Origin of the sequence: Rhodobacter maris (genome assembly GCF_900217815.1) — a bacterium.
Lineage (GTDB): Bacteria > Pseudomonadota > Alphaproteobacteria > Rhodobacterales > Rhodobacteraceae > Rhodobacter > Rhodobacter maris.
The window spans coordinates 336470-359838 of record NZ_OBMT01000001.1; the positions used below are offsets into that span (position 1 = coordinate 336470).

At 65.5% G+C, this 23369-nt stretch carries 26 protein-coding genes; 15 read left to right on the top strand and 11 right to left on the bottom strand.

Features of this window, described 5'->3' with window-relative positions; translation table 11 throughout:
• Positions 1-5: 5 nt before the first annotated feature.
• From CRO22_RS01535 to grxD, 3 genes are all read left to right on the top strand, one after another.
• Positions 6-899: a hypothetical protein gene (locus CRO22_RS01535; protein ID WP_097068342.1), complete on the top strand. Its 894-nt coding sequence runs from the start codon at positions 6-8 to the stop codon at positions 897-899.
• Positions 900-990: 91 nt separating this feature from the next.
• Positions 991-1230 (top strand): BolA/IbaG family iron-sulfur metabolism protein, encoded by a 240-nt coding sequence (locus tag CRO22_RS01540; RefSeq protein WP_097068343.1) that lies wholly within the window; start codon positions 991-993, stop codon positions 1228-1230.
• A gap of 35 nt (positions 1231-1265) precedes the next feature.
• Positions 1266-1625 (top strand): Grx4 family monothiol glutaredoxin, encoded by a 360-nt coding sequence (gene grxD, locus CRO22_RS01545; protein WP_097068344.1) that lies wholly within the window; start codon positions 1266-1268, stop codon positions 1623-1625.
• 69 nt (positions 1626-1694) lie between these two features.
• Here grxD and CRO22_RS01550 read toward each other — a convergent pair whose 3' ends face one another.
• Together CRO22_RS01550 and CRO22_RS01555 are read right to left on the bottom strand one after the other, a co-directional pair.
• The gene (locus CRO22_RS01550; RefSeq protein ID WP_097068345.1) at positions 1695-2213 is read right to left on the bottom strand and encodes a hypothetical protein; all 519 of its coding nucleotides are present in this window, start codon (positions 2211-2213) and stop codon (positions 1695-1697) included.
• A gap of 172 nt (positions 2214-2385) precedes the next feature.
• Entirely contained in the window at positions 2386-2727 is a 342-nt protein-coding gene (locus CRO22_RS01555) for a hypothetical protein (RefSeq protein WP_097068346.1), read from the bottom strand.
• Between the two features lie 177 nt (positions 2728-2904).
• Here CRO22_RS01555 and deoC point away from each other — a divergent pair, with 177 nt between their 5' ends.
• Positions 2905-3858: a deoxyribose-phosphate aldolase gene (gene deoC, locus CRO22_RS01560; RefSeq protein WP_097068347.1), complete on the top strand. Its 954-nt coding sequence runs from the start codon at positions 2905-2907 to the stop codon at positions 3856-3858.
• Between the two features lie 16 nt (positions 3859-3874).
• On the top strand, positions 3875-6064 hold the full coding sequence (locus CRO22_RS01565; protein ID WP_449314193.1) for an aldehyde dehydrogenase family protein: 2190 nt from the start codon (positions 3875-3877) through the stop codon (positions 6062-6064).
• 82 nt (positions 6065-6146) lie between these two features.
• On the opposite strand, the gene CRO22_RS01570 is transcribed toward CRO22_RS01565, so the two are convergent.
• From CRO22_RS01570 to CRO22_RS01580, 3 genes are all read right to left on the bottom strand, one after another.
• Entirely contained in the window at positions 6147-6794 is a 648-nt protein-coding gene (locus CRO22_RS01570) for a DUF1523 family protein (RefSeq protein WP_097068349.1), read from the bottom strand.
• A 9-nt stretch (positions 6795-6803) separates the two neighbouring features.
• A complete protein-coding gene (locus tag CRO22_RS01575) occupies positions 6804-7070 on the bottom strand; it encodes a hypothetical protein (protein WP_097068350.1) in 267 nt (88 codons plus the stop codon).
• A 144-nt stretch (positions 7071-7214) separates the two neighbouring features.
• Positions 7215-7463, bottom strand: coding sequence for a DUF167 domain-containing protein (locus CRO22_RS01580; RefSeq protein WP_097068351.1), 249 nt, complete (start codon positions 7461-7463; stop codon positions 7215-7217).
• Positions 7464-7560: 97 nt separating this feature from the next.
• Between CRO22_RS01580 and CRO22_RS01585 the strand changes: the two genes are divergently transcribed.
• The gene (locus CRO22_RS01585; protein ID WP_097068352.1) at positions 7561-8166 is read left to right on the top strand and encodes a nitroreductase family protein; all 606 of its coding nucleotides are present in this window, start codon (positions 7561-7563) and stop codon (positions 8164-8166) included.
• The gene (locus CRO22_RS01590; RefSeq protein WP_097068353.1) at positions 8163-8852 is read left to right on the top strand and encodes an EI24 domain-containing protein; all 690 of its coding nucleotides are present in this window, start codon (positions 8163-8165) and stop codon (positions 8850-8852) included. The genes CRO22_RS01585 and CRO22_RS01590 overlap by 4 nt, the downstream gene beginning before the upstream one ends.
• A gap of 20 nt (positions 8853-8872) precedes the next feature.
• Here the strand turns inward: CRO22_RS01590 and mce are convergent, their stop codons facing one another.
• Positions 8873-9277 carry a methylmalonyl-CoA epimerase gene (gene mce / locus CRO22_RS01595; protein WP_097068354.1) on the bottom strand — a complete coding sequence of 135 codons (405 nt, stop codon included), beginning with the start codon at positions 9275-9277 and terminating at the stop codon, positions 8873-8875.
• A 141-nt stretch (positions 9278-9418) separates the two neighbouring features.
• Between mce and CRO22_RS01600 the strand changes: the two genes are divergently transcribed.
• Entirely contained in the window at positions 9419-10129 is a 711-nt protein-coding gene (locus tag CRO22_RS01600; RefSeq protein WP_097068355.1) for a response regulator, read from the top strand.
• Positions 10130-10135: 6 nt separating this feature from the next.
• On the opposite strand, the gene CRO22_RS01605 is transcribed toward CRO22_RS01600, so the two are convergent.
• Complete coding sequence (locus tag CRO22_RS01605; protein ID WP_097068844.1) at positions 10136-10846, bottom strand: GNAT family N-acetyltransferase; 711 nt, start codon at positions 10844-10846, stop codon at positions 10136-10138.
• A gap of 151 nt (positions 10847-10997) precedes the next feature.
• Between CRO22_RS01605 and CRO22_RS19300 the strand changes: the two genes are divergently transcribed.
• Entirely contained in the window at positions 10998-11132 is a 135-nt protein-coding gene (locus CRO22_RS19300) for a hypothetical protein (RefSeq protein WP_281254737.1), read from the top strand.
• A gap of 12 nt (positions 11133-11144) precedes the next feature.
• On the opposite strand, the gene CRO22_RS01610 is transcribed toward CRO22_RS19300, so the two are convergent.
• The 3 genes from CRO22_RS01610 to aspS all read right to left on the bottom strand — a co-directional run bounded on the left by CRO22_RS01610 (position 11145) and on the right by aspS (position 15780).
• Positions 11145-12335, bottom strand: a complete 1191-nt coding sequence (locus CRO22_RS01610) for a DUF1501 domain-containing protein (RefSeq protein WP_097068356.1) — start codon at positions 12333-12335, stop codon at positions 11145-11147.
• 2 nt (positions 12336-12337) lie between these two features.
• On the bottom strand, positions 12338-13717 hold the full coding sequence (locus tag CRO22_RS01615) for a DUF1800 domain-containing protein (RefSeq protein WP_176518514.1): 1380 nt from the start codon (positions 13715-13717) through the stop codon (positions 12338-12340).
• Between the two features lie 113 nt (positions 13718-13830).
• A complete protein-coding gene (gene aspS / locus CRO22_RS01620; protein ID WP_097068845.1) occupies positions 13831-15780 on the bottom strand; it encodes an aspartate--tRNA ligase in 1950 nt (649 codons plus the stop codon).
• A 188-nt stretch (positions 15781-15968) separates the two neighbouring features.
• On the opposite strand from aspS, the gene carB reads away from it, so the two are divergent.
• Entirely contained in the window at positions 15969-19301 is a 3333-nt protein-coding gene (carB, locus tag CRO22_RS01625; RefSeq protein ID WP_097068358.1) for a carbamoyl-phosphate synthase large subunit, read from the top strand.
• Between the two features lie 448 nt (positions 19302-19749).
• Positions 19750-19965: a hypothetical protein gene (locus CRO22_RS01630; RefSeq protein WP_097068359.1), complete on the top strand. Its 216-nt coding sequence runs from the start codon at positions 19750-19752 to the stop codon at positions 19963-19965.
• Between the two features lie 223 nt (positions 19966-20188).
• On the opposite strand, the gene CRO22_RS19305 is transcribed toward CRO22_RS01630, so the two are convergent.
• Entirely contained in the window at positions 20189-20320 is a 132-nt protein-coding gene (locus CRO22_RS19305; RefSeq protein ID WP_281254738.1) for a hypothetical protein, read from the bottom strand.
• 41 nt (positions 20321-20361) lie between these two features.
• Here CRO22_RS19305 and CRO22_RS01635 point away from each other — a divergent pair, with 41 nt between their 5' ends.
• The 4 genes from CRO22_RS01635 to CRO22_RS01650 all read left to right on the top strand — a co-directional run bounded on the left by CRO22_RS01635 (position 20362) and on the right by CRO22_RS01650 (position 23301).
• Complete coding sequence (locus CRO22_RS01635; RefSeq protein WP_097068360.1) at positions 20362-21435, top strand: NAD(P)/FAD-dependent oxidoreductase; 1074 nt, start codon at positions 20362-20364, stop codon at positions 21433-21435.
• 46 nt (positions 21436-21481) lie between these two features.
• The gene (locus CRO22_RS01640) at positions 21482-21832 is read left to right on the top strand and encodes a carboxymuconolactone decarboxylase family protein (protein ID WP_097068361.1); all 351 of its coding nucleotides are present in this window, start codon (positions 21482-21484) and stop codon (positions 21830-21832) included.
• Between the two features lie 73 nt (positions 21833-21905).
• Positions 21906-22409: an EF-hand domain-containing protein gene (locus CRO22_RS01645; protein ID WP_097068362.1), complete on the top strand. Its 504-nt coding sequence runs from the start codon at positions 21906-21908 to the stop codon at positions 22407-22409.
• Positions 22410-22470: 61 nt separating this feature from the next.
• Positions 22471-23301 carry a GH25 family lysozyme gene (locus CRO22_RS01650; protein ID WP_097068363.1) on the top strand — a complete coding sequence of 277 codons (831 nt, stop codon included), beginning with the start codon at positions 22471-22473 and terminating at the stop codon, positions 23299-23301.
• The last annotated feature ends 68 nt before the right edge of the window (positions 23302-23369 follow it).

Here is a 23369-nt window from a genome sequence, read left to right on the forward strand (position 1 = left end):
GGCGGATGGCCCATCTCGCCTCGATCACGCTTCTCGTCGGGGCGCATAAAACCGCCTCGACGCATCTGCAAACGACGCTCCTGTCGGTGCGCGAGCGGCTCGCGCCCGAGGGCGTCGGCGTGGTCGGCCCGCGTGAGGTACGCGATTTCCTGCGCCCCGCGATACAGCCCGAAACGCGCTCTCCCATCGAAACGGTGGCGCTCGCGCACGCCGCGCTCTCCCAGCTTTGCCCCGGCGCGCGGCATGTCGTGGTGATGGAAGAAAACACGTTGGGCGTGACCGCCCGCAACCTGCTTTTGGGCGAAGGCGGGCTGATCTACCCTTTCGCCACCCGGCGCCTGCGCGAGGCGCTCGCCTGTTTCGGCGGCGCCGAGGTGCGCGTGGGGCTGGCGATCCGCAATCCCGCGACCTTCCTCGCCTCCTGCTGGAGCGAACATCTGCTGAACGCGCCATGGCAACCGTTTCGGGACTATGTCGCGGGCATTCCCCCCGATCTGCCGCGCTGGCTGTGGCTGACCAACCGGATGTTGCAAGCGACCGATGATCTGACAATCTGGACCTACGAGGACTATCCCGCGGTGCTGCCGCAGATCATCGACTGGGCGACCGGGCTGAAGGGCTTTGGCGCGACGGTCACCCCCTATGAACTGGCCCCGCGCCCCGGGCTGAGCCAGCGCGCGGCCGAGATCCTCCATACCCGCATGACCGAGGATCCAGAGCGCGATCACAAGGTAGCGCTGCGCCGCGCGCGCAGGGTGGCCCCGCTCGGCCCGAACACTCCGCGTTTCGACCCCTGGAGCATCGAGGAACATGCGCTCTTTGCCGAGAGCTATGCCGAAGATCTGCTTTCCCTTGCCACCGCCTCGCCGGTGCGCTGGCTCACGCCCGCGCTGCGCTGACCCCGACGCGGCAGTTGGCACGAGGTCCCCGCATCCCCCTTGCCGCCCCGGGTCTTGCCCCCTAGATTGAAGCAGCAACAAGGAGTGCCCCATGCCGATGGAAGCCACTGACATCGAAGCCCTGATCCGCGCGGGCTTCCCCGATGCGAAGATCACCATCACCGATCTTGCCGGCGATGGCAATCATTGGGGGGCCGAAGTGATCGATGCCTCCTTCAAGGGCCTGAACCGGGTGCAGCAGCAACGCGCCGTTTTCGCTGCTCTCAAGGGCGCGATGGACGGGCCCGAAGCGCCGCTGCATGCGCTCGCGCTGACCACCAAGGCGGAATGACCCGCCCCTCCCCGCCTGACCAGAAGGACATCACCATGAGTGCGATCGACAAGATCAAGGAAGACATCGAAGCCAACGATATCGTTCTTTACATGAAGGGCACCCGGGAGATGCCGCAATGCGGTTTTTCGAGCCGCGTCGCGGGGGTGCTCAACTACCTCGGCGTCACCTACAAGGACGTGAACGTTCTTGCCGATGCAGAGGTGCGTCAGGGCATCAAGGATTTCTCGGACTGGCCGACGATCCCGCAACTCTATGTGAAAGGCGAATTCGTCGGGGGCTGTGATATCGTTACCGAGATGACGCTTTCGGGCGAACTCGACAAGCTCTTCGACGACAAGGGCATCGCCTATGACAAGAGCCGCGCCGACCAGATCCGCGCCGCGAACGCCTGACCGCGTGCAACGCCTCAAAGACACGGCGAAAGGCCCGCTTGGCAGCGCCCTTTCCGTGTCAGCCAGGGCTCAACAGGCGTGGTATCCCATCGCGATCAGTTGCGTGCCGGAGATCTCGAAATAGCCCCGGATCATGTAGCGTCCGGTCGTCATGTACCAGCTTTTCAATGGCTCGCGGTAACTGCGGGCCATTTCCCGTGACCAGTATTCGAATTTCTCCGGCGCGACCGGTGTGCCGCTCCGGCTCGGCCCGTGAAACCCGAAGACCGCCTGCGGCGAAACGCAGACATGCGGCAGGCCCAGATACATCGTGCAGGCGGAAATGCAGGTGCCGCGCAATTCCACTCGTCGGCCAGTAGCCCGCAGCCGTTCGATTTCCTGACGCCGCGCGGAAAGATAGCCGCCGATGTCGGAATGGATCACCAGCGCCGGTCGCGCGGCGCCAAGGCTGCGGCCCTGCGCCTGCCCCGCCCCGCTCATCACACTTGCAAGCCCGATGATTGCGACGGCGATCAGGGCGAGACCGCGCGTCACAACGCCCGCTATGCCGCGCAACTGACCCGACCCGCTCCTGACCCGTTCGTGCATGGCGTTCTCCCTTCTTTTCCACGTCGGGGCGTGGCAACGCGTCCACAGGCATCCCGTCATCCGGGGCCAGAGAACGGCAGGGATATTAAATTGCAGTTTTCCAAAGCGGGTCGCGCCCGGCTCTTCGCTTCAAACTTGAACAGAATGCCGAGACAGGCCCCCCGGCAACCGTTCAGAGCCGGGCGAAGAACGGGTCCACATCCCAATAGGCAATCAGATCGCTCGCCTTCTCGCATTTCATCTCGAGAAGCTGCATCGCATATACATCCATCGAGATCAGCGCCGCGAGCCGGTAGCCCTGCATCGCCGCATCTCGCACCGGGCTCGTTTTGGTGAAGGAGCTCTCGATCGCGGAAGCGGCGGAGACCAGCGCAAAGCCAAGCTCAAGCGGCGCCTCATCCGGCCAGCGGTCGACCATCTCGCGCACAAGGCTGCGCCATGCGTCATCGCTGCGCATCAGACGCTCGATGGCATAGGCCACCCTCTCCTCGATTCGCAAAGACATCACGGTCATCGGCACCCTCGGCTCCCTCCACCAACCGCAAATCCGGCTCCGCCGCAATGGGCTTGATGCAGTTTTCCCCGGTTTCGATACCGCAATGCACCGCATCGGGCACATTCACCAACCGCGACCCCGTTGAAGGCCGGCGTCGCAACGGCTAGCCTGAACGGAGCTCAGCACAGGCCCGACATGACCTCCCCCCAGCCTCGCAACCCCGGCACCGCCCTTACCCTCCCTTGGTTCGAGGATATCGCCGTCAACACGCCCGCCACCGAAGCGCGGGCGGCGCGCCTTGTTGCCACCCGCCCCTTGCGGGGAGAATGGCGGGCGGCCTGGCTCGTCAATGCGATCCGCTGCATGGATCTGACTACGCTCGCGGGAGACGACACCCCGGCCCGGGTCGCCAGGCTCTGCGCGAAGGCCCGCCGTCCGCTGTCCGATCCGGTGCGCGCCGCCCTCGGGCTCGACCGCCTGACCACTGCCGCCGTCTGCGTTTATCCAACCATGGTTCGTTCTGCGGTGCATGCGCTCGATGGATCCGGGATTCCGGTCGCATCGGTCGCCACGGGATTTCCGTCCGGATTGATGCCCCTGTCCCTGAGATTGGAAGAGATCCGCCATGCGGTGGGCGAAGGCGCGGCCGAAATCGACATCGTGATTACCCGCGCCCACGTGCTGCGGGGCGACTGGACCGCGCTTTACGACGAGATCGCAGCGATGCGCGAGGCCTGCGGAGCGGCGCATATGAAAGCAATTCTCGCCACCGGTGATCTGCAGACGCTTTCCAATGTCTACAAGGCGTCGATGGTGGCGATGCAGGCGGGTGCCGATTTCATCAAGACCTCGACCGGAAAGGAGGCGGTAAACGCCACCCTCCCCGTTTCGCTGATCATGGTGCGGGCGCTGCGCGATTATGGCGCGCGCACCGGGGTGCGGATCGGCTTCAAGCCCGCGGGCGGGATGAAAACGGCCGAGGATGCGCTGGCCTGGCAGATCCTGATGAAAGAGGAGTTGGGACGCGACTGGCTTGCCCCCTGTCTCTTCCGCCTCGGCGCCTCTTCGATGCTCGGCGATATTGAGTGCGCGCTCGAGAGCCATGTCACCGGGCGTTACGCCGCCAGCCACCGCCATGCACTCGCCTGAGGGAAAGATGCCTTCCGTGACCGACATTCTTGACACCATGGCATATGGCCCCGCTCCCGAAGTGCCGGACGAAGCGCTTGCCTGGCTCGCCGCGCACGGGCGTTTCGGCCATTTCTGCAATGGCGCCTTCACCACGGCGGGGCCATGCGTCGCATGCGTCAACCCCGCCACCGGTTCCGTGCTCGCCGAAGTCTCGCAAGCGGGGACGGCCGAGGTGGCCGCCGTCACGGCCGCCGCCCGCGCCGCCGCTCCCGGCTGGGCTGCAGTGTCCGATCATGCCCGGGCCATGGCGCTGATGGCGCTGGCGCGGGCCTTGCGCAAACGCCAGCGTTTCTTTGCGCTCCTCACCGCGCTCGACACCGGCACACCGATCCGTGACGCTTTCGAAAACGATCTTCCAGGCGCGATCCGGCAGCTCACCTACCACGCCGGGCGCGCCGAGACGCGCGAGAGCGATTTCCCCGGCCGGGTGCCTCTGGGCGTCGTGGGGCTGGTGTTGCCGGGCGATCTGCCGCTGCCAATGCTGGTGAGCCATCTCGCCCCCGCGCTTGCGGCGGGCGCGACGGTGGTTGTCAAACCCTCCGAACACAGCCCGCTTTCCGCCCTCGCCTTCGCCGAGCTTTGCGCCGAGGTGAAGCTGCCCCCGGGCGTGGTGAACGTGATCACCGGCGACGACACAACAGGAGTGGCGCTCGCGGCCGCAGATCTCGACGCCATTGCTTTCGCCGGCAGCGCCGAGGCCGGGCGCAGCCTGCGTGCCGCCCTCGCCGGTTCGGACCGGGCGCTGAGCCTTTCGCTGCGCAGCCCCGGCCTGCATATCGTCTTTGCCGATGCCGATCTCGATGCCGCGGTCGAGGGCGTGGTCGAGGGGGTCTGGCGTCGCACCGGGCCGTTCCCGCCCGCAGGCGCGCGGCTTCTGGTGGCCGAGGCCGCTCTCGGTTGCTTCACCGAAAAACTCGTCGCGCGGCTCGGACGGCTTCGTGCGGGCGACCCGCTCGATCATGGCTCCGATCTGGGCGCGCTCCTGCATCCGGGACGGCGCGACCGGGTGGAGGCGTTTCTGGCCGCGGCGGTCGTGGCCGGGGCAACTTGCGTCCGGCCCGAGATGGCATTGCCCGCGGCGGGGGCCTTTTGCGCCCCGGCGCTGCTTCTGGGCACCGAACCCGCCAATCCCTGCTACGGTGCCGAGATCCCGGGTCCGGTGGCGACGCTCACGAGCTTCCGCACGCCCGCCGAGGCGGTGGAGCTCGCCAACAGCGCCCGCAGCGGCCTTTCTGCGACGATCTGGTCGGAGAATATCACCCTCGCCCATGACATCGCGGCTCAGCTTGTGGCGGGCGTGATCGCGCTCAACACGGCGCCGCTTGCCGATGCCGCAGTGCCGTCGGGCGGCATGCGGGAAAGCGGCGCGGCCCGGCTGGGCGGGCGCGCGGGACTGTCGAGCTTCCTCCGCCCGGCCCCGGTGCCTGCGTGCCCCGAACCCGCAAACGCCCCGGCCAGCGCGGGCGAAACGAGTCCAAAGGCGCTCGACAAGGCCGTCACCGCGGCCCGGAAGGCCGCGGGCTGGGCAGAAAAAAGCACCGCCGCGCGCACCGAGGCGCTCTACGCCGTTGCCGAGACCCTTGCCGCACGGGCCGGGGCGCTTGCCGACCGTCTGGCGGCCAGCGGTCATGATCGCGCGGAAGCGGCGCAGTCGGTCGCACTCGCCTTCCGCGTGGCCGCGCTGACGGATCGTGAGGCAGGCACAGGGAGTGCGGCGCGGGCGCAGATGCTCACCCTTACCCTGAACGCGCCCTGGGGGGTGATCGGCATTGCCTGCCCCGCGGCACAGCCACTTCTTGGCCTTGTCGCCCTGGTGCTTCCCGCCATCGCTCTCGGCAACCGGGTGGTGGCGCTTCCCGCCACCGCCCTGCCGCTGGCCGATCTGACGGCCCTCTTCCATGACGCGGGGCTGCCTGCGGGCGTGGTGACCCTGCTGCCCGGCCCGCGCGCGGATCTGGCGCAGGCGCTCGCACGCCACGACGATGTCGCCGCGCTCTGGTATGCGGGCAATGTGACGGGCGCCGCCGAAGTGACGCGGGAGAGCAGCGGCAACCTCAAGGCGCTCTGGTGCCCGACAGAGCGCGACTGGTCGGCGCAGTCGCTCGCCGACACGCTGGAGGCGGCGGCGCAGATCAAGACAGTCTGGATCCCTTACGGCGCCTGAGAAAAAGCCGCGCCCCGGACGGGCGCGGCTGTTCCGGCCACTTGATTCGACGAGCCGGGGGCGGTGCCCCCGACCTCTTCGCTCAGCGTTTCCCGGTCAGGTCGTCGAGCTTGTTGCGGGCCCGGTCGCCATATTCTTCCGCCTTGTCGGTCACATCCTCGATCACATCGGCCACGTCTTCAAGCACCGGGTCGATCGAGCGGCGGCGGAACTGGATCCAGAGCGCGCGCACCGTCAGCACCAGCATGACGAAGAGCGTCAGGAAGACGATGTTGAACCACGGGATCACCGTGACATCCTTGTCATCGACCGCGTGGATTGCCACCGCATTCGGGAAGATCGACAGGATCTCGCTGCGCCAGCCGTAATGGGTGATCACCGCCCATTTCGGCGCCTCGGCGGTCGATTTCAGATCCTCGGCCTCGGTCAAGAGGTTCGCCGTGTCGAATTTGAAATAGGGCGGCCAGCCCCAGCCGGTATCCTCGTTGCGGTAGACGACGGGCTTGCCATCGGCCGTCACCGCCGAGATGAACTGCACGTCGCGGTTCGACAGATTGCCCGACTGGTCCTCGGGGCTCGACCAGAAGATCCGCGTCCAGTCGCCCAGATCCTGCCGTTCCTGATAGGTGTTCACCACCCGCACCACATCATGCTGCGGCAACGTGTAGTGCAGGAAGGCGCCGACAAACACTGTCAAAAGCGCCCAGAAAGTCCATTTCACATATGTCATTGCAGCCTCTCAGTTCACGAAATAGATCAGTGCGCCCACGATCAGATAGGGCACAAGCACGACGAGCCAGAGCGCGCGCCGCAGCCAACTTTTCTTGAAGTCCTGCATCTCAACGTCGATGAAGGCTTCGCGTTCCATGGCCCCACCGGCTTCGCCCCGGTCCCAAGCATTCTCGAGGCTCTCGCGCTTGCGCGAGGTGACATAGAAGCGCAGCGCCCAGTAGCTGAGAAGGGCGAGCCCCCCCTCGATCAGCAAAAGCCTTGCAAATCCGATCATTCCTCCCTCCTCGTATCCGCCTCCCGAGCCAAGCCTGCCGATCTGATACTCCCTTTCGAAAAGATCCGCGAGCCTCGACGCAGCGCGACGATCATCGCCGATAAAGCCCCGGGTCGGCGCGAAGGGGGCTCAGCCCGGGCCGCCTCAATCGAGGCGGAAGACCTTGTCGCGCGCCGTCTCGCCGCGCAGGAGCGTGAGCCGGCTTTTTGCCACGCCGAGGCTTTTGGCGAGCAGTTTGACCACAGCGGCATTCGCTTTGCCGCCTTCGGGCACCACGGTCACATAGGCGCGCAGCCCCTCCTCTGTCGCGACAATCTCGTTGCGCGAGGCTTTGGGTGTCACGCGCAGCGCGATTTCCGCACCCGGACTGGCGAGGTGGCTCAGATCGGTCATATTCCTCCTTACCCCCTCGCAGGCACAAACGGAACCGGCGCCGCGCTTGCAATTGCCCCTTTCCCGCCCGATATCGAGAATAATCAGGAGGCTCGCGATGGATTTTCCCGAAGGCACGATCAACCCGGCCCGGCGCCATGATGAAACGCTGCGCTTTCTGGCCACCCGCCGCTCCCGGCCCCCAAAGATGCTTGGAACCCCGGCCCCCGACCGCGCCGCTCTGTCGGAGATGCTGAAGATTGCAGCGCGCGTGCCCGATCATGGCAAGCTCACGCCCTGGCGCTTCGTAGTGCTGGAAAAGCCCGCGCTCGAGCGCCTCGCCGACGAGGCGGCGGTTTTTGCCGCCACGCATGGGATGGAGGACGAGGCCGCTGCCAAGGGGATCGGACAATTCGCGCAGAGTCCGCTTTGCGTGGCGCTGATCGCCGCGCCCCTCGTCGATGCCAAGGTGCCCGGGATCGAGCAGACGCTTTCGGTCGGGGCCGCAGGCATGCAGCTTCTCAATGCCGCGCTCGCGGCGGGCTGGGGGGCGGCGTGGCTCACCGGCTGGCTCGCGCATGACCGCCGCTTTGCCGCCCCCGCCTTTGGGCTCGCCGAACACGAATGGGTGGCCGGGCTCATCCACATCGGCACCGAGGCGAAAGCGCCCCCCGAACGCCCGCGCCCCGATCTCAACACCATCGTCACCTGGGTAGAGGCATGATTTTCGAGATTTTTCTGCGCGGTTGGGCCGACCTCGCGCGCCCCGGCGCGCTGAAAGTGCTGCTGAAGGGGATCGGCCTTGCGATCCTGCTCCTGTTTGCGATCTGGTTTGGCCTCTTCGAGATGATCGGCTGGTTTGTCCCCGACACGATCACCCTGCCCTGGATTGGCGAAATCGGCTGGATCGACCCGGCGCTTTCGATCGCCTCGGTGGGCGTGATGCTGATCGCCTCCGTGTTCCTGATGGTACCGGTAGCCTCGATCTTCACCGGCTTTTTCCTCGACGAGGTGGCCGAGGTGGTGGAAAGCGCGCATTATCCGGGCCTGCCGCCGGTGCGTGCGCTCACGCTTGCCGAAAGCCTTGGGGACACGCTGCGATTCTTTGGCGTGGTGCTCGGCGCGAACCTTGTCGCACTCATCGCCTATGTCTTCGTCGGCCCGCTTGCGCCGCTTCTGTTCTTTGCGCTCAACGGCTACCTGCTTGGGCGCGAATATTTTCAGATGGCGGCGGTGCGGCGAATGGGCCGGGCCGAGGTGGCCACGCTTTACGCGCAAAACCGGGTCACTGTCTGGCTTGCCGGCGCGCTGATGGCGCTGCCGCTCACTGTGCCGGTGCTCAACCTTGCCGTGCCGGTGGTGGGCGCGGCCGCCTTCACCCATCTCTTTCATCGGCTGGCGCGGGGCTGAAGCCCCACGCCGCCAAGGGCTTACACCTGCTCGAGCTCGATCAGGCAGCCGTTGAAATCCTTCGGGTGCAGGAACAGCACGGGCTTGCCATGCGCGCCGATCTTCGGCTCGCCGGTGCCGAGCACCCGCGCGCCCTCGGCCTTGAGCTTGTCGCGCGCGGCAAGAATATCCTCGACCTCGAAGCACATGTGGTGGATGCCGCCCGAGGGGTTCTTGTCGAGAAAGCCCTGAATCGGAGAGTTTTCCCCCAGCGGATAGAGCAGTTCGATCTTGGTGTTCGGCAGTTCGATGAAAACCACGGTCACGCCGTGATCCGGTTCATCTTGCGGCGGGTTCACCTGCGCGCCGAGCGTGTTTTCATATTGCGCCGCGGCCGCCGCGAGGTCTGGCACGGCGATGGCAACGTGGTTCAAACGTCCGATCATGGGGAGCCTCCATTTGCTCTTTCCGGCATAGGGGGCCGGAAATCGCCTTGCAAGCCTGCCTTTCCCTGTTTGCGTTAACCCTTCGTTAGTCAAACTTGCCCTTAATGAAGAGTGTAGCGATTCCTGCGCCAAGGTGACGCAATGACCGATGATCTCAGCCAATTCCTCGCCTCCCGCCCTGTTTCGGCGGAACGCCCGCTGTTGGGCCTGACCGTGCTTCTGGTGGAAGACAGCCGCTTCGCCTCCGAAGCGGTGCGCCTTCTGTGCCTGCGATCGGGCGCGCGGATCCGCCGCGCCGATTGCCTGCGCTCGGCGCATCGTCATCTGGCCACCTATCGCCCCGGCGTGGTGATCATCGACATGGGCCTGCCCGATGGCTCAGGCGCCGATCTCATTCGCCGGATCAAGCAGGCAGGGCCCGGTGCGCCCGCAGTGCTCGGGCTTTCGGGCGATCCCGGGATGGAGGGCGAAGCGCTCGCCGCAGGCGCCGATGCCTTCATGCCCAAGCCGCTCGAGTCGCTTGCCATGTTCCAGCAGGCAGTGCTCGCCGTTCTGCCCGAAGCGGATCGCCCGGCGGGGCTGCGGGTTGTCAATGACGAGATGGTCTCTCCCGATCCGCTCGCTTTGCGCGACGATCTGAGCCATGTGGCCGAGGTGCTGGCCGGGGCGCAGGATTCCGATGCACTTGGCTATGTGGCGCATTTCCTCACCGGGATAGCGCGCTCCTCGCATGACGACGATCTCGAATCGGCCGCCAAACGGCTCAATGGCGCCAACCCGCCCAGTTCCGCCGATCTGACGCGGCTCTCCGGCCTGTTGCAGGACCGGCTCGCGGCGGCCTCCGGGTTCTGAGCCCGGTCAGAGCCGCGCCAGCACCGGGTCGGAGGCCACGCGTACAAGCCGCGTGAGGTCCGAGAGCCGCTCTTTCTGACGCCCCTCGGAATCGAAATTCGAGGGTTTGAGCCAATCCGCATAGGCCACTTCCAGGCTCGGCCAGTCGCCATCGGTGGCGGCAAACCAGGCGGTGTCGCGGTTGCGCCCCTTGACGATGGTCGCTTGCCGGAACATGCCCTCATAGCTCAGCCCGAGCCGCTCGGCGGCGCGCCGCGAGGGGATGTTGAGCGCATCGCATTTCCATTCAAAGCGCCGGTAGCCTGCCCGGAAAGCCCATGAAATCATCAGGATCATCGCCTCGGTCGCAGCGGTCGAACGCGACAGACGCGGCGCGAGGTTGATATGGCCGAGCTCGATCGCCCCCACCTCCGGGGTAATCCGCAGATAGGACATCACCCCCGCCGCAAGCCCCGTCTCCGCTTCGATCACGGCATAAAACCGCGGATCGCGACTCGCCGCCATCTCGGCGACCCAGCGGATATAACCCGCTTCTGAGGGAAAGGGGCCATAGGGCAGATAATCCCAGACCGCATCATCCTCCGCATAGGCGCGATAAAGCGCATCGGCATGGCGCTCTTGAAGCCGCTCCAGTCGGCACCATTGCCCCGCCATCTCCTCGGCATCGGGAAACCGAGGCGCCTGCCACCCTGTTACTGCCGCGCCAAACCGCTTCAACGCCATGATTTCCCCTTCTGTTTCCGGAAGGGTAGCGCGGCCGGGCCAAGCACGCAATTGCCCTGCAAAGGAACCGATGCTTCCGTTTTCCTGCCGCAATCGCGGGCAAGTCTCGGTCTGTCTCCCGCGGGATCGCTAACGAGGATTGCCGATGAAAGCCCATGCCCTCCGCCTCATCACGAACCAGCGCCTGATCGAGGCGACGCATTGGACGATGTTCAGCCTCGGCGCCCTGAGCCTGGCCGTTGCCGTCGGCGGCACTGCCTGGACGGCCTTTTTCGCCTGAACGAGGGCCGCTTCAGGCCAGAAACCCCGGGTTCTCCCCCATCGTGAGGCCGGGAAAGACCGCCCCTTCCAGCGTGTTCCGCGCCGTGCCAAAAAGCCCTGCGAGCGCCCAGGCCGCATAGGAGCGGATATCGGCTGTGGGCATCAAATCGCGCCCGGCGTAGAGATCGGCCTCGCCCAGCCCGGGCCAGCGGCCATAGACCTTGCCGCCTTTCAGCACCCCGCCCGCCATTATCAGCGCACCGCCGGTGCCGTGATCGGTGCCGCGCGAACCGTTCTGCCGCGCGGTGCGGCCAAATTCCGTCATCGCAAGCACAAGCGTTTCGCGCCAGACCGGGCCGAGGCCCGCCTTCAGGCCGGTGATCATCGCCGCCAGCCGTTCGGCCGGGGCGCGGATCGCAGCGATCTGGCCGCGGTGCGTATCCCATCCGTTGAGCGAGAAAGCGGCAATCCGGGCCTCGCCTCGCAACCGCTCCGCGGCAAAACCGGCAAGGCCTGTCGCCTCGCGCACCCGCGCCGCCCCCGTCGCGGCGGATGCACTCATCGTCCCCGGCGGGGCGGCGGTGATTTCGAGCGCCGCCTCCGCCGCGGCATGAAACAACGCGTCGCCCCTGTAAATCTCTTCGAGCAACCGTCGCCCCTGCGCGGAGAGCCCGAGCCGGGCCTCCGGCGCCCAGGCCAGCGTCGGCGCCGTGCCCGAGAGCACCTTCATCTCCTCGACCCCGATCGAATAGGCGGTTTCGGCGCGGGCGCCGGGCATCTCCTGCAACAGCCGGTTCAACCAGCCATCGCGCACCATCGTGAGCGGCACATCCGCACCGGTACCCGCCTCCAGCATGTCCTGCCCGTCGAAATGGCTGCGCCTGTCGCGATAGGGGGTGGAGACGGCATGGGCAAAGCCGAGTTCGCCCCCGGCCCAGAGCGGCAGAAGCGGCGCAAGCGCCGGGTGGAGCGCGAAGAAGCCGTCGAGATCCGCTGCCCCCGCCTCCGGGCCAATCGGGAAATCCGGGCGCATCTGCTTCAGGCGCGGGTCACCCCAGGGCTGGACGATGTCGAGCCCGTCCATCGCGCCGCGCAGGATGATGACGACAAGCCGCCGCTCGCCCGGGGCGGCCGCGAAAGTGACTGTGCTGAGGAACGGATGCGCCGCGGCCGAACAGCCCGCGAGCGCCGCCCCCTGCAAGAATAACCGACGCGCGATCATGGCTACCTCCGCATGAATTCGGCCGAAGCCAGCACCAGCGCCGCCGCCTCGGGGCGCGATTCCGCCCGCGGCACGGCGGTGGCGAGATCGGCGCCGAGCCGCGGGCCGAGCGCGCTCTGCGCAAAAGCGATCGGATCGGCCACCGGCGCTCCGAAAAGCTGCGGCGCCGCGAGCGCCCAGCCGATCCGCGCCGAAAGCTGCTGCGGCGAGATCCAGTCCTGCGCCGCTTCGGGAATGCCGTTCGGGCCCGGCGCGCCGAACCAGCGCTGCCCCATCGCCCGCATCGGCCCATATGCCCCCTCGCGCATCACACGGGGAGGGAGCGCCATCACCCGCGCTCCATCGAGGCCGAGGGCGCGCAGCCCGGTGGCGATGTACTCGAAGGGCTGGCGGATCTTTTCAAATCGCGGCGCGCGGGCCGAGGGATGGGTGAGCAGCACTGCGTAAACGGGCATCAGCTCGGCATCGGCCTGCGTGTAGGCCTCAGCCAGCGCCGCGACCAGCACCGGATCGGGCGCGGGCCCGACGAAATGGACGGCGAGCTTCCGCGCCAGATGCTGCGCCGTGTCGGGGTGGAGGGCCAGCGCATCGAGCGCGGCGTGAATATCGGCAAGCTTTGCCGGATCGCCGCCGAAGTTCCGGCCGAGCACTGTCTCCGCGCCCGGCTCCGCCAGCCTGGGCGCGAAAACGAGGCCAGTGCCATCCACCTGCATCCCGGTGAACAGCTCGGCCAGTTGCCGCACATCTTCCTGCCGATACGCGCCACGCACACCGAGCGTATGCAGCTCCATCACTTCGCGGGCGAGATTCTCGTTCAGCCCCAGCCCCTGCTCGGGATGCCTGCGGGCGCGGATCGAATTCGGGCCGAAACTCGTGACTTGATCAAGATAGATCAGCATCATCGGATGCGTGACGGCGGTGCGCAGCAGCGTGCGGAAATTGCCGCACAGATGGGGCCGCAACGCTTCGGCATGGGCGCAGGCGAGCGGTTGATCCCGCCGGCGCTTGCTCCGCACGGTGAAATGATCGCGCCAGAACGCCCAGAGCCGTTCGCGAAAGCCCGTCTGATCCTCGACCGCCCGGGCGAGCGCCCCCTGAAGGCTCTCGATCAGCACCTGATCGCCAAGCCGCCGATGCGCTGCAAATGCCGCCTCCGCCGCATTCCGGTCCGGCGCAGACCCGCGCGGGCTCGCCGCTTTCTTCAACTGGTGAAACCGCTGCGCGTAAGCGAGTGCCGCTGCGGTCGAGGCGCCGGGCCAGCGCGCGGCCAGCCGGTCGGGGCCGCGCAGCGCGGCCAGAATCTCCGAGGCCTTCGCCGGGCCCTGCTGGTCGGGCGACGGGCCAAAGCCGAAACGCACCGGCGCCAGATCTGCAAATTGCATGACCGCCTCCCCGAATGAGCCTGCTCGAGGATAGGACAAAAGACCGGGGCGCCGAACGGCATCGGCGCCCCGGGCTGTCATCTTTGCGTGAAGGCTCCGTCGCGAACGAAGGCTCAGGCCTCTTTTGGCAGCACCCGCAGGCGCAGCTCGCGCAATTGCTCGTTCGTCGGCTCCGAAGGCGCGCCCATCATCAGGTCTTCCGCGCGCTGGTTCATCGGGAACATGATCACCTCGCGGATGTTGGCGGTGTCGGCCAAAAGCATCACGATCCGGTCGATCCCCGCCGCACAGCCACCGTGGGGCGGCGCGCCATAGCGGAACGCCTTGACCATGCCGCCGAAGCGTTTTTCCACTTCTTCCTTCGGGTAGCCCGCCAACTCGAAGGCCTTGAACATGATGTCGGGGCGGTGGTTGCGGATGCCGCCCGAGACCAGTTCATAACCGTTGCAGGCAAGGTCATATTGATAGGCATAGACGCTGAGCGGATCGCCCATCAGCGCCTCGAGCCCGCCTTGCGGCATCGAGAACGGGTTGTGCGAAAAGTCGATCTTGCCGTCGTCGGTTTTCTCATACATCGGGAAATCGACGATCCAGCAGAACCGGAAGCTGTCGGTCTCAGTGAGCCCCAGCTCGCGGCCGATCTCGTTGCGCGCCTTGCCGGCGACCGCTTCGAACTGCTCGGCCTTGCCGCCAAGGAAGAAGACGGCATCGCCTATTCCCAAACCCAGCTGCGTTCTAATCGCTTCCGTCTTTTCGGGTCCCAAAGCCTTTGCGATTGGACCTGCGGCTTCCAGATGAAGTACAAACTCGCCGTCTTCAACCTTTCGGTCAAAGTAGTACTTTTGAGCATCCGCTTCACTCATAGTAAACTTGCCGTCTACTGCTGATCCTTCTCGGATCATCTGAATCGCACGCGCAATGGTTGAACCAGTGGAGCCTCCTTGAAGCGGTTGATTATTCCCAGCTGTGCGGTACTCTCCGCGCCAGAAAATATAGCCCATCCCCGGCAGGCCGTTGGCTTGGGCAAAGGCATTCATCCGGTCGCAGAACTTGCGGCTTCCGCCCGTGGGCGCCGGGATCGCGCGCACCTCGGTGCCGTCGTTTTCCAAGAGTTTCGCAAAGATCGCAAAACCCGAGTCGCGGAAATGTTCGCTCACATCGGCCATCTTGATCGGGTTGCGCAGGTCGGGCTTGTCGGAGCCATACCACATCAGCGCGTCACGGTAGGCGATGAGCGGCCAGTCCGCATCCACGCGTTTGCCGCCGCCGAATTCCTCAAAAAGGCCCTGAATGACGGGCTGCACCGCGGCGAACACGTCTTCCTGCTTGACGAAGCTCATCTCGATGTCGAGCTGGTAGAAGTCGGTGGGCGAGCGGTCGGCGCGCGGGTCTTCGTCGCGGAAACAGGGCGCGATCTGGAAGTAACGATCGAAGCCCGCCACCATGATCAGCTGCTTGAACTGCTGCGGCGCCTGCGGCAGGGCGTAGAACTTGCCCGGATGGAGGCGCGAGGGCACAAGAAAGTCGCGCGCCCCCTCCGGGCTCGACGCCGTGATGATCGGGGTCTGGTATTCGGTGAAGCCTCGGTCCCACATCCGGTTGCGCAGGCTGCGCACCACGTTCGAGCGCAGCAACATGTTGTTGTGCAGGCTCTCGCGGCGCAGATCGAGGAAGCGGTAGGTGAGGCGGGTTTCCTCGGGGTATTCGGGCTCGCCGAAAACCTGCACCGGCAGATCGCCTTCGACCGCGCCGAGCACCTCGACATCGCGGACATAGACCTCGATCTCGCCGGTCGGGATCTTCGGGTTGATCAGGCTGTCGTCGCGCCGCTTCACCGTGCCATCGATGCGGATCACCCATTCGGCGCGCACCTTTTCAAGCGCGGCGAAGGCGGGGCTGTCGCCGTCGCACAGAAGCTGGGTGATGCCGTAATGGTCGCGCAGGTCGATGAAGAGCACGCCCCCATGATCGCGCACCCGATGCACCCAGCCCGAAAGGCGGACATCTTCCCCCGCTTGGGCGGCGCTGAGGGCGGCACAGGTATGGCTGCGATAGGCGTGCATCATTCTCCCCTTTCGGCGGGCTGGTTTGGCGCCCGATCAACAGCGAAGGCGGGGCAAAGTCAAGCGCAAGGCGCCCGGCGCACGCAATCGCGCTTGCGCCGCGCCGCGTCCTGACTATAACCCCCATCAATTTGCGCACCGCCCCCCCGGCCGGTGCGCCTTGCCGCGCCATGATAAAAGAGGTCCCCATGCCGAAGAGAACCGACATCAAGTCCATCCTCATCATCGGCGCCGGACCCATCATCATCGGGCAAGCCTGCGAATTCGACTATTCGGGCGCGCAAGCCTGCAAAGCGCTGCGTGAGGAGGGCTACCGGGTCATTCTGGTGAACTCCAACCCGGCGACGATCATGACCGACCCGGAGATGGCCGACGCAACCTATATCGAGCCGATCACCCCCGAAGTGGTGGCCAAGATTATCGAGAAAGAGCGCCCCGACGCGCTTTTGCCGACGATGGGCGGGCAGACCGGGCTCAACACCTCGCTTGCGCTCGCCGATATGGGCGTGCTCGAAAAATTCGGCGTCGAGCTGATCGGGGCGAACCGCGCCGCCATCGAGATGGCCGAAGACCGCAAGCTGTTCCGCGAGGCGATGGACCGGATCGGGCTCGAAAACCCGAAAGCCACGATCATCACCGCGCCGAAGCTTGAAAACGGCAAATATGACGTGAGCGCCGGGGTGCGGCAGGCGCTGATCGAGCTGGAGCATATCGGGCTTCCCGCGATCATCCGCCCCGCCTTCACGCTGGGCGGCACCGGTGGCGGCGTCGCCTACAACCGCGACGATTACGAGGCGATCTGCCGCTCGGGCCTCGATGCCTCGCCGGTGGCGCAGATCCTCGTCGACGAGAGCCTCTTGGGCTGGAAAGAATTCGAGATGGAGGTCGTCCGCGACAAGGCGGACAATGCGATCATCGTCTGCTCGATTGAAAACGTCGATCCGATGGGCGTGCACACGGGCGATTCGATCACCGTCGCCCCGGCGCTGACGCTCACCGACAAGGAATATCAGATCATGCGCAACGGCTCGATTGCCGTTCTGCGCGAGATCGGCGTGGAAACCGGCGGCTCGAACGTGCAATGGGCGATCAACCCGGACGACGGGCGCATGGTGGTGATCGAGATGAACCCGCGGGTGTCGCGCTCCTCCGCGCTGGCCTCCAAGGCCACGGGCTTCCCGATTGCGAAGATCGCCGCGAAGCTTGCGGTGGGCTACACGCTTGATGAGCTTGATAACGACATCACCAAGGTGACGCCCGCGAGTTTCGAACCCACCATCGACTATGTGGTGACGAAGATCCCGCGCTTTGCCTTTGAAAAATTCCCCGGCTCCAAACCCGAACTCACCACCGCGATGAAATCGGTGGGCGAGGCGATGGCGATTGGCCGGACCTTCCACGAATCGGTGCAAAAGGCGCTCGCCTCGCTCGAAACCGGGCTTTCGGGCTTTGACGAGATCGCCATCGAGGGTGCGCCCGAGAAATCGGCGGTGATCAAGGCGATCTCGCGCCAGACGCCGGACCGGCTGCGGCTCATTGCGCAGGCGATGCGGCACGGGCTGAACGATGACGAGATCATCGCCGCCACCGCCTTTGATCCGTGGTTCCTCGCCCGCATCCGCGAGATCATCGAGGCCGAGGCCGCGATCCGCAAAAACGGCCTGCCGCTTGACGAGGCCGGGCTGCGCAACCTCAAGATGATGGGCTTCACCGATGCCCGCCTCGCCAAGCTCACCGGCCGCGACGAGGCGCAGGTGCGCCGCGCGCGCCGCAACCTCGGCGTGAAGGCGGTGTTCAAGCGCATCGATACCTGCGCCGCCGAATTCGAGGCGCAAACGCCTTACATGTATTCGACCTACGAGGCCCCGGCGATGGGCGATGTCGAATGCGAGGCGCGGCCCTCCGAGCGCAAGAAAGTGGTGATCCTCGGCGGCGGTCCGAACCGGATCGGCCAAGGGATCGAGTTTGACTATTGCTGCTGTCATGCCTGTTTCGCGCTCACCAAGGCGGGCTACGAGACGATCATGATCAACTGCAACCCCGAGACCGTCTCGACCGACTATGACACCTCTGACCGGCTTTATTTTGAACCGCTGACGCTCGAAAGCGTGCTCGAGATCCTGCGCGTCGAGCAGGAAAACGGCACGCTCCATGGCGTGATCGTGCAGTTCGGCGGCCAGACGCCGCTCAAACTGGCGAATGCGCTCGAAGCGGAAGGGATTCCGATCCTCGGCACCACCCCCGATGCGATCGACCTTGCCGAGGACCGCGAGCGGTTCCAGAAACTGCTCAACGATCTGGAACTGAAACAACCGGTGAACGGCATCGCAAGCTCCGATGCCGAAGCCTTCGAGATCGCGGGCCGCGTCGGCTACCCGCTGGTGATCCGCCCCTCCTATGTGCTCGGCGGACGCGCGATGGAGATCGTGCGCGATCTCGACCAGCTCAAGCGCTACATCACCACCGCGGTGAGCGTTTCGGGCGACAGCCCGGTGCTGCTCGACAGCTATCTCTCCGGCGCGATCGAGGTGGATGTCGATGCGCTCTCCGATGGCAAGACCGTGCATGTGGCGGGCATCATGCAGCATATCGAAGAGGCGGGCGTCCATTCGGGCGACAGTGCCTGCTCGCTGCCGCCCTATACGCTCTCCGCCGAGACTGTGGCCGAGCTGAAGGCGCAGACCGTGAAAATGGCGCTGGCGCTCGGCGTTGTTGGCCTGATGAACGTGCAATATGCGATCAAGGACGGCGTGATCTATGTGCTGGAGGTGAACCCGCGCGCCTCGCGCACCGTGCCCTTCGTTGCCAAGGCCACCGATTCGGCAATTGCCTCGATTGCGGCGCGGCTGATGGCGGGCGAGCCGATGTCCGCCTTCCCGCAGCGCGCGCCCTACCCCGAGGGCGTGGGCCCGGAAACGCCCCTGCCCTTCGCCGATCCGCTCACGCTCGCCGATCCGAACACGCCATGGTTCTCGGTCAAGGAGGCGGTGCTGCCCTTTGCCCGCTTCCCCGGCGTTGACACGCTGCTCGGGCCGGAAATGCGCTCCACAGGCGAGGTGATGGGCTGGGACCGCAACTTCCCGCGCGCCTTCCTGAAAGCGCAGCTTGGTGCGGGCACGCATCTGCCCGAAAGTGGCCGGGTGTTCCTCTCGATCAAGGATTCCGACAAGTCGGATGAGCTGGCAGGCGCCGCGCGCGATCTCATTGCCATGGGCTTTTCCCTTGTCGCCACCCGCGGCACCGCCGCCTGGCTGAAGGAGAAGGGCATCGACGCCGAGATCGTCAACAAGGTCTATGAGGGCCGCCCGAACATCGTCGACCGGCTGAAAAACGGCGATATCGGGCTGGTGATGAACACCACCGAGGGCAATCAGGCGATCTCCGACAGCCGCGAGATCCGCGCCGTCGCGCTTTACGACAAGATCCCCTATTTCACCACCGCCGCCGCCTCCATCGCTGCCGTCGCCGCGATGAAGAGCCGCGCCGAGGGGGAAATCGACGTGCGCCCGCTGCAGGCCTGACCGCTGAGCGAAGACTGGATTCGAAAAGGCGCCCTATGGGGCGCCTCTTGCTTTTGATCGTCTTTTGTTCCGAGCAGGTGAGTTATCCACATTATGCGCCATCATTATTTCCTTAAATCATGCGGGATAACATTTGATATCCACAATATCTTGAGTTAGAAGATAGCTATGGCCATCTGGGCGCGGTCCGCGCCAGATGTTGTTTTATATAGACTCAGCCTCATCCCGCCCCTATCGTCAGTCTTATTGGGCTTCCAGCCTGATTCTCTTCTTAACTACGAAGGAGGCTCCCGACCGGCTAAGATCACCAATCAAAAAGACCGACCCAGAGGGCCGGCCTTCTCGAAATACAAAGCGGGCGGACCGCTCTGAGTCTCTGTTGACACTTCGATTCTAAGTCTCCGCCCGCTCCGATGCAATCAATTCCTCATGCAATGGAGCGAGGAAAATGACACTTTATTATCTGAATACAAACCAACAGGCCAATGGCGACTATGAAGTGCACACTGGCAGTTGCACATGGTTGCCAGCCGAAGGAAATCGTGAATATTTGGGGCAATTCTCTAACTGCCGCGATGCAGTAGCTGAAGCCAAGTCCCGTCATCCAAGCTGGTACCGCATCAACGGCTGCAAGTATTGCTGCCCTAACTGCCATACGAGCTAACAGGTAAAACACATGGCAACCAATCCTCCCAAAGGTGACGGACATCGCAATGGCGCGGTTAAGGGACGTTCGCAAACCCAAACTCCTTCGGGAAACTGGGTCAAACGCGATGCCAAAACTGGCCGTTTCCTGGATGTCAAAACTTCTTCGAAGACCCCGTTCAAAGGTGTCCGAAAGGAAAAATGACAAACGGCGGCGCGCCCCCCGGGCGCGCCGTTTTCATTCAGATGAACGGAACAAGCGGCACGCTGTCACCACAAGCGCTCACCAGCAGCACCAGACCGAGAACCAGCACGAGTTTCATCGCAGCCTCCTGTGTTGTCAGAAGTCTACGCCCGCCGCGCAGTTGCAGCAATCGCCCTTCCCTTCCTGTCCGGGCGCGACTAGCTTGCCGCCATGCAAAGCGATTTTCTCATTCTCGGCGGCGGCATCGCGGGGCTTTCGGCTGCGGCGAAGCTCGCGCACGTCGGCTCTCTCACGCTTCTGGAAGCCGAAGACCATCTGGCCTATCACGCCTCCGCCCGCTCGGCTGCGCTTTACGAGCCGCGCTACGGCAACCCTGCCGTGGTCGCGCTCTCCGAAGCCTCGGGCGATTTTTACCACGGCTCGGGCCTGCTCACGCCGCGTGGCTTCATGATCGTCGACGGGCCCGAGCATGGCGCGCGCTTCCGCGCCCAGCTCAAGGGCTTCGCTCTCGATGAACTCACGATCGGGGAGGCGCGCGCGCTGTGTCCGATCCTGAACCCCGAGACCGTGGCGTTTGCGGGCCATGCCGCCCATGCCTGGGATATCGACACCGATGCGCTGGTGCAGCGCGCGGCGCGCGCGGCCCGCGCGGCGGGCGCGGTGATCCGCACGAAGGCGCGCGCCACGCGCATCAGCCGCACGGCGACAGGCTGGGAGGTCGAAGCGGGCGGCGAGGTGTTCACAACGAAGCTCCTGATCAATGCCGCGGGCGCCTGGGTGGATGAGGTGGCGAAATTGGCCGGTGTCGCACCGCTCGGCTTCACGCCGCTGCGCCGCTCGATGGCGCGCATCCCCGCGCCTGCGGGCCAAGATGTGCGCGCCTGGCCAATGGTGATCGGCGGCGCCGAGGACTGGTACATGAAGCCCGATGCGGGCGCGCTGATCGTCTCCCCCGCCGAGGAAGACCCGATGCCGCCCCATGACGCCTTTGCCGATGACATGGTGCTGGCCGAGGGGCTCGCGCGTTACGAGGCGGCAGTGACCGAACCTGTCACCCGGCTTCTGGCAAGCTGGGCTGGCTTGCGCACCTTCTCGCCCGACCGCGCCCCGGTGATCGGCTTTGATCCGCGCGACCCCGGCTTTTTCTGGCTGGCCGGACAGGGCGGTTACGGCTTCCAGAGCGCGCCCGCCGCGGCAGATCTTGTGGCCGATCTGATCGCCGGGCGTGCGCCTGTGCCCGAGCGCGCCATTCTGTCCGCCCTCGATCCGGCGCGTTTCGGTTGACATTCCACCTTCTGAATATATCAGGGGTGTCAGAAGGAGACCTCCCATGAGCTACAAACAGAAGATGGAAGACCAGCGCGCCGAGCTGCGCGTGATGAGCAAGGCGATCCCGGATGCGATGCGCGGCTTTGGCGCGATGGAAAAGGCGATCACCGAAAACGGCGTGCTCGACAAGAAGCAGAAGGAATGGCTGGCCGTCGCCATGGGCATCGTGATCCGCTGCGAGCCCTGCGTGAATTTTCATGTCTCGGCACTGATGCGCGCAGGCGGCACCCGCGAGGAGCTTTCCGACATCTGCGCCGTGGCGATCCAGATGGGGGGCGGGCCGGCGATGATGTATGCCGCCCATGCGCTTGCCTGCTGGGACGAGATCGCGGCCGAGGCGCCGCAGGGCTGAGCCTGTTCGCGGCGCGCGACGGAAGTGGCGCGCCGCAGCGTTCATCTGGCATCCAGCAACGATGGAGCGTCCGATGAAACGCCTAACGATCCTCTCCGCCGCCTGTCTCCTGATTGCGGGCACCGCGGCCGCCCCGGCGCAAACCGGGTTTGGCACCGCGCAGGGCGCCGGGCAACGCGCACAGATGGCGCAAAATTTTTTGGCAATGTGGGATCTTGACGGAGACGGCAAGGTCACCCCCGCCGAGGCGCGCGAGCACCGCGGCGATGTGTTTGCGATGTTCGACAGCGACGGAGATGGCAGCTTCTCCGCCGAAGAAATCGCCGGGATCGGCGACTTCCGCACCGCGCAGCAGGAGGCCAACGGCGCCGGTCCCGCCACTCAGCGCATCCCGGCCTTGCAGGGCCTTGGCGGGCAGGGAGGGATGACACAAAGGCAAATCGCGCGGCTCGACAGCAACCGGGACAACCGGATCTCGCAAAGCGAGTTCGTCGCGGGCACCGATGCCTGGTTTGCGATGCGTGACCGCAATGGCGACGGCGTGCTGACGGTGGCCGATTTCGGCCCGCGCCGCTGAGCGTGCCCGTGACAGATCCGCAAATTTGCGCCACCTTGCGGCAAACAGGCAGGGGGCAGGCATGCGGGGCGCGGCGATTCTCACTACGGTAGCGGTCTGCGCGGGGCTGGCGGGCTGCGGCGGCGAGCACAAACCCGGCCCGGTGCATACACAGCTGATGGCGCCCGAAGCTCTTGTGGCCTCCGATCACCTTGCCCCCGGCCTGCCCGCGCGGTTCGGCGACACCAACCCGACCCCCTGGGAGGGCATCACGCCGGCACGCTATCCGGTGCACGGGCTTGATGCGGCGCGCTATCAGGGCGCGATCGACTGGCCGCAGGCGCGGGCCGCAGGGATCGCTTTCGCTTGGCTGAAAGCGACCGAAGGCGGCGATCACGTCGACCCCGGGTTTGAACGCAATGCCCCCGCGGCGCGGGCCGCGGGCGTGCGCGTGGGCGCCTATCACTTCTATTATTTCTGCCGCTCCGCCGCCGATCAGGCGAAATGGTTCATCGAACGCGTGCCGAAACATGCGGGCGACCTGCCGCCGGTGCTCGACATCGAATGGAACCACACCTCGCCCACCTGCCAGTTGCGTCCGGACGGGTCCAAGGTACGGGCCGAGATGCGCACCTTCCTTGACCTGCTGGAACGTCATTATGGCACGCGCCCCGTGGTTTATACCGACCCGGCCTTCTATGCCGACAATGATCTGGGGCAGATGGCAGGGGTCGAATTCTGGCTCCGGACTGTCACCGCGCATCCTTCCGAACGCTATCCCGGCGAGCGCTGGAGCTTCTGGCAATATACCGGCACCGGGGTCGTGCCCGGCGTCGGCGGCACGGTCGATCTGAACGCTTTTGCGGGCTCGCGCGCGGCCTGGGACGCCTGGCTCGCCGCACGGGCGCAATGAGGGCGCCGGGGGGCCAGCTCCCGGTTTGACAGGACACGGGGCGGAGGTTGCCCCCCGCCCCGCTTCTT

Bases quoted from the DNA above. Each gene is read 5' to 3' on its own strand.
- CRO22_RS01535 (WP_097068342.1), top strand. From the start codon at position 6: ATGGCCCATCTCGCCTCGATCACGCTTCTCGTCGGGGCGCATAAAACC.
- CRO22_RS01540 (WP_097068343.1), top strand. From the start codon at position 991: ATGCCGATGGAAGCCACTGACATCGAAGCCCTGATCCGCGCGGGCTTC.
- grxD (WP_097068344.1), top strand. From the start codon at position 1,266: ATGAGTGCGATCGACAAGATCAAGGAAGACATCGAAGCCAACGATATC.
- CRO22_RS01550 (WP_097068345.1), bottom strand. From the start codon at position 2,213: ATGCACGAACGGGTCAGGAGCGGGTCGGGTCAGTTGCGCGGCATAGCG.
- CRO22_RS01555 (WP_097068346.1), bottom strand. From the start codon at position 2,727: ATGACCGTGATGTCTTTGCGAATCGAGGAGAGGGTGGCCTATGCCATC.
- deoC (WP_097068347.1), top strand. From the start codon at position 2,905: ATGACCTCCCCCCAGCCTCGCAACCCCGGCACCGCCCTTACCCTCCCT.
- CRO22_RS01570 (WP_097068349.1), bottom strand. From the start codon at position 6,794: ATGACATATGTGAAATGGACTTTCTGGGCGCTTTTGACAGTGTTTGTC.
- CRO22_RS01575 (WP_097068350.1), bottom strand. From the start codon at position 7,070: ATGATCGGATTTGCAAGGCTTTTGCTGATCGAGGGGGGGCTCGCCCTT.
- CRO22_RS01580 (WP_097068351.1), bottom strand. From the start codon at position 7,463: ATGACCGATCTGAGCCACCTCGCCAGTCCGGGTGCGGAAATCGCGCTG.
- CRO22_RS01585 (WP_097068352.1), top strand. From the start codon at position 7,561: ATGGATTTTCCCGAAGGCACGATCAACCCGGCCCGGCGCCATGATGAA.
- CRO22_RS01590 (WP_097068353.1), top strand. From the start codon at position 8,163: ATGATTTTCGAGATTTTTCTGCGCGGTTGGGCCGACCTCGCGCGCCCC.
- mce (WP_097068354.1), bottom strand. From the start codon at position 9,277: ATGATCGGACGTTTGAACCACGTTGCCATCGCCGTGCCAGACCTCGCG.
- CRO22_RS01600 (WP_097068355.1), top strand. From the start codon at position 9,419: ATGACCGATGATCTCAGCCAATTCCTCGCCTCCCGCCCTGTTTCGGCG.
- CRO22_RS19300 (WP_281254737.1), top strand. From the start codon at position 10,998: ATGAAAGCCCATGCCCTCCGCCTCATCACGAACCAGCGCCTGATCGAG.
- CRO22_RS01610 (WP_097068356.1), bottom strand. From the start codon at position 12,335: ATGATCGCGCGTCGGTTATTCTTGCAGGGGGCGGCGCTCGCGGGCTGT.
- CRO22_RS01615 (WP_176518514.1), bottom strand. From the start codon at position 13,717: ATGCAATTTGCAGATCTGGCGCCGGTGCGTTTCGGCTTTGGCCCGTCG.
- aspS (WP_097068845.1), bottom strand. From the start codon at position 15,780: ATGCACGCCTATCGCAGCCATACCTGTGCCGCCCTCAGCGCCGCCCAA.
- carB (WP_097068358.1), top strand. From the start codon at position 15,969: ATGCCGAAGAGAACCGACATCAAGTCCATCCTCATCATCGGCGCCGGA.
- CRO22_RS01630 (WP_097068359.1), top strand. From the start codon at position 19,750: ATGACACTTTATTATCTGAATACAAACCAACAGGCCAATGGCGACTAT.
- CRO22_RS01635 (WP_097068360.1), top strand. From the start codon at position 20,362: ATGCAAAGCGATTTTCTCATTCTCGGCGGCGGCATCGCGGGGCTTTCG.
- CRO22_RS01640 (WP_097068361.1), top strand. From the start codon at position 21,482: ATGAGCTACAAACAGAAGATGGAAGACCAGCGCGCCGAGCTGCGCGTG.
- CRO22_RS01645 (WP_097068362.1), top strand. From the start codon at position 21,906: ATGAAACGCCTAACGATCCTCTCCGCCGCCTGTCTCCTGATTGCGGGC.
- CRO22_RS01650 (WP_097068363.1), top strand. From the start codon at position 22,471: ATGCGGGGCGCGGCGATTCTCACTACGGTAGCGGTCTGCGCGGGGCTG.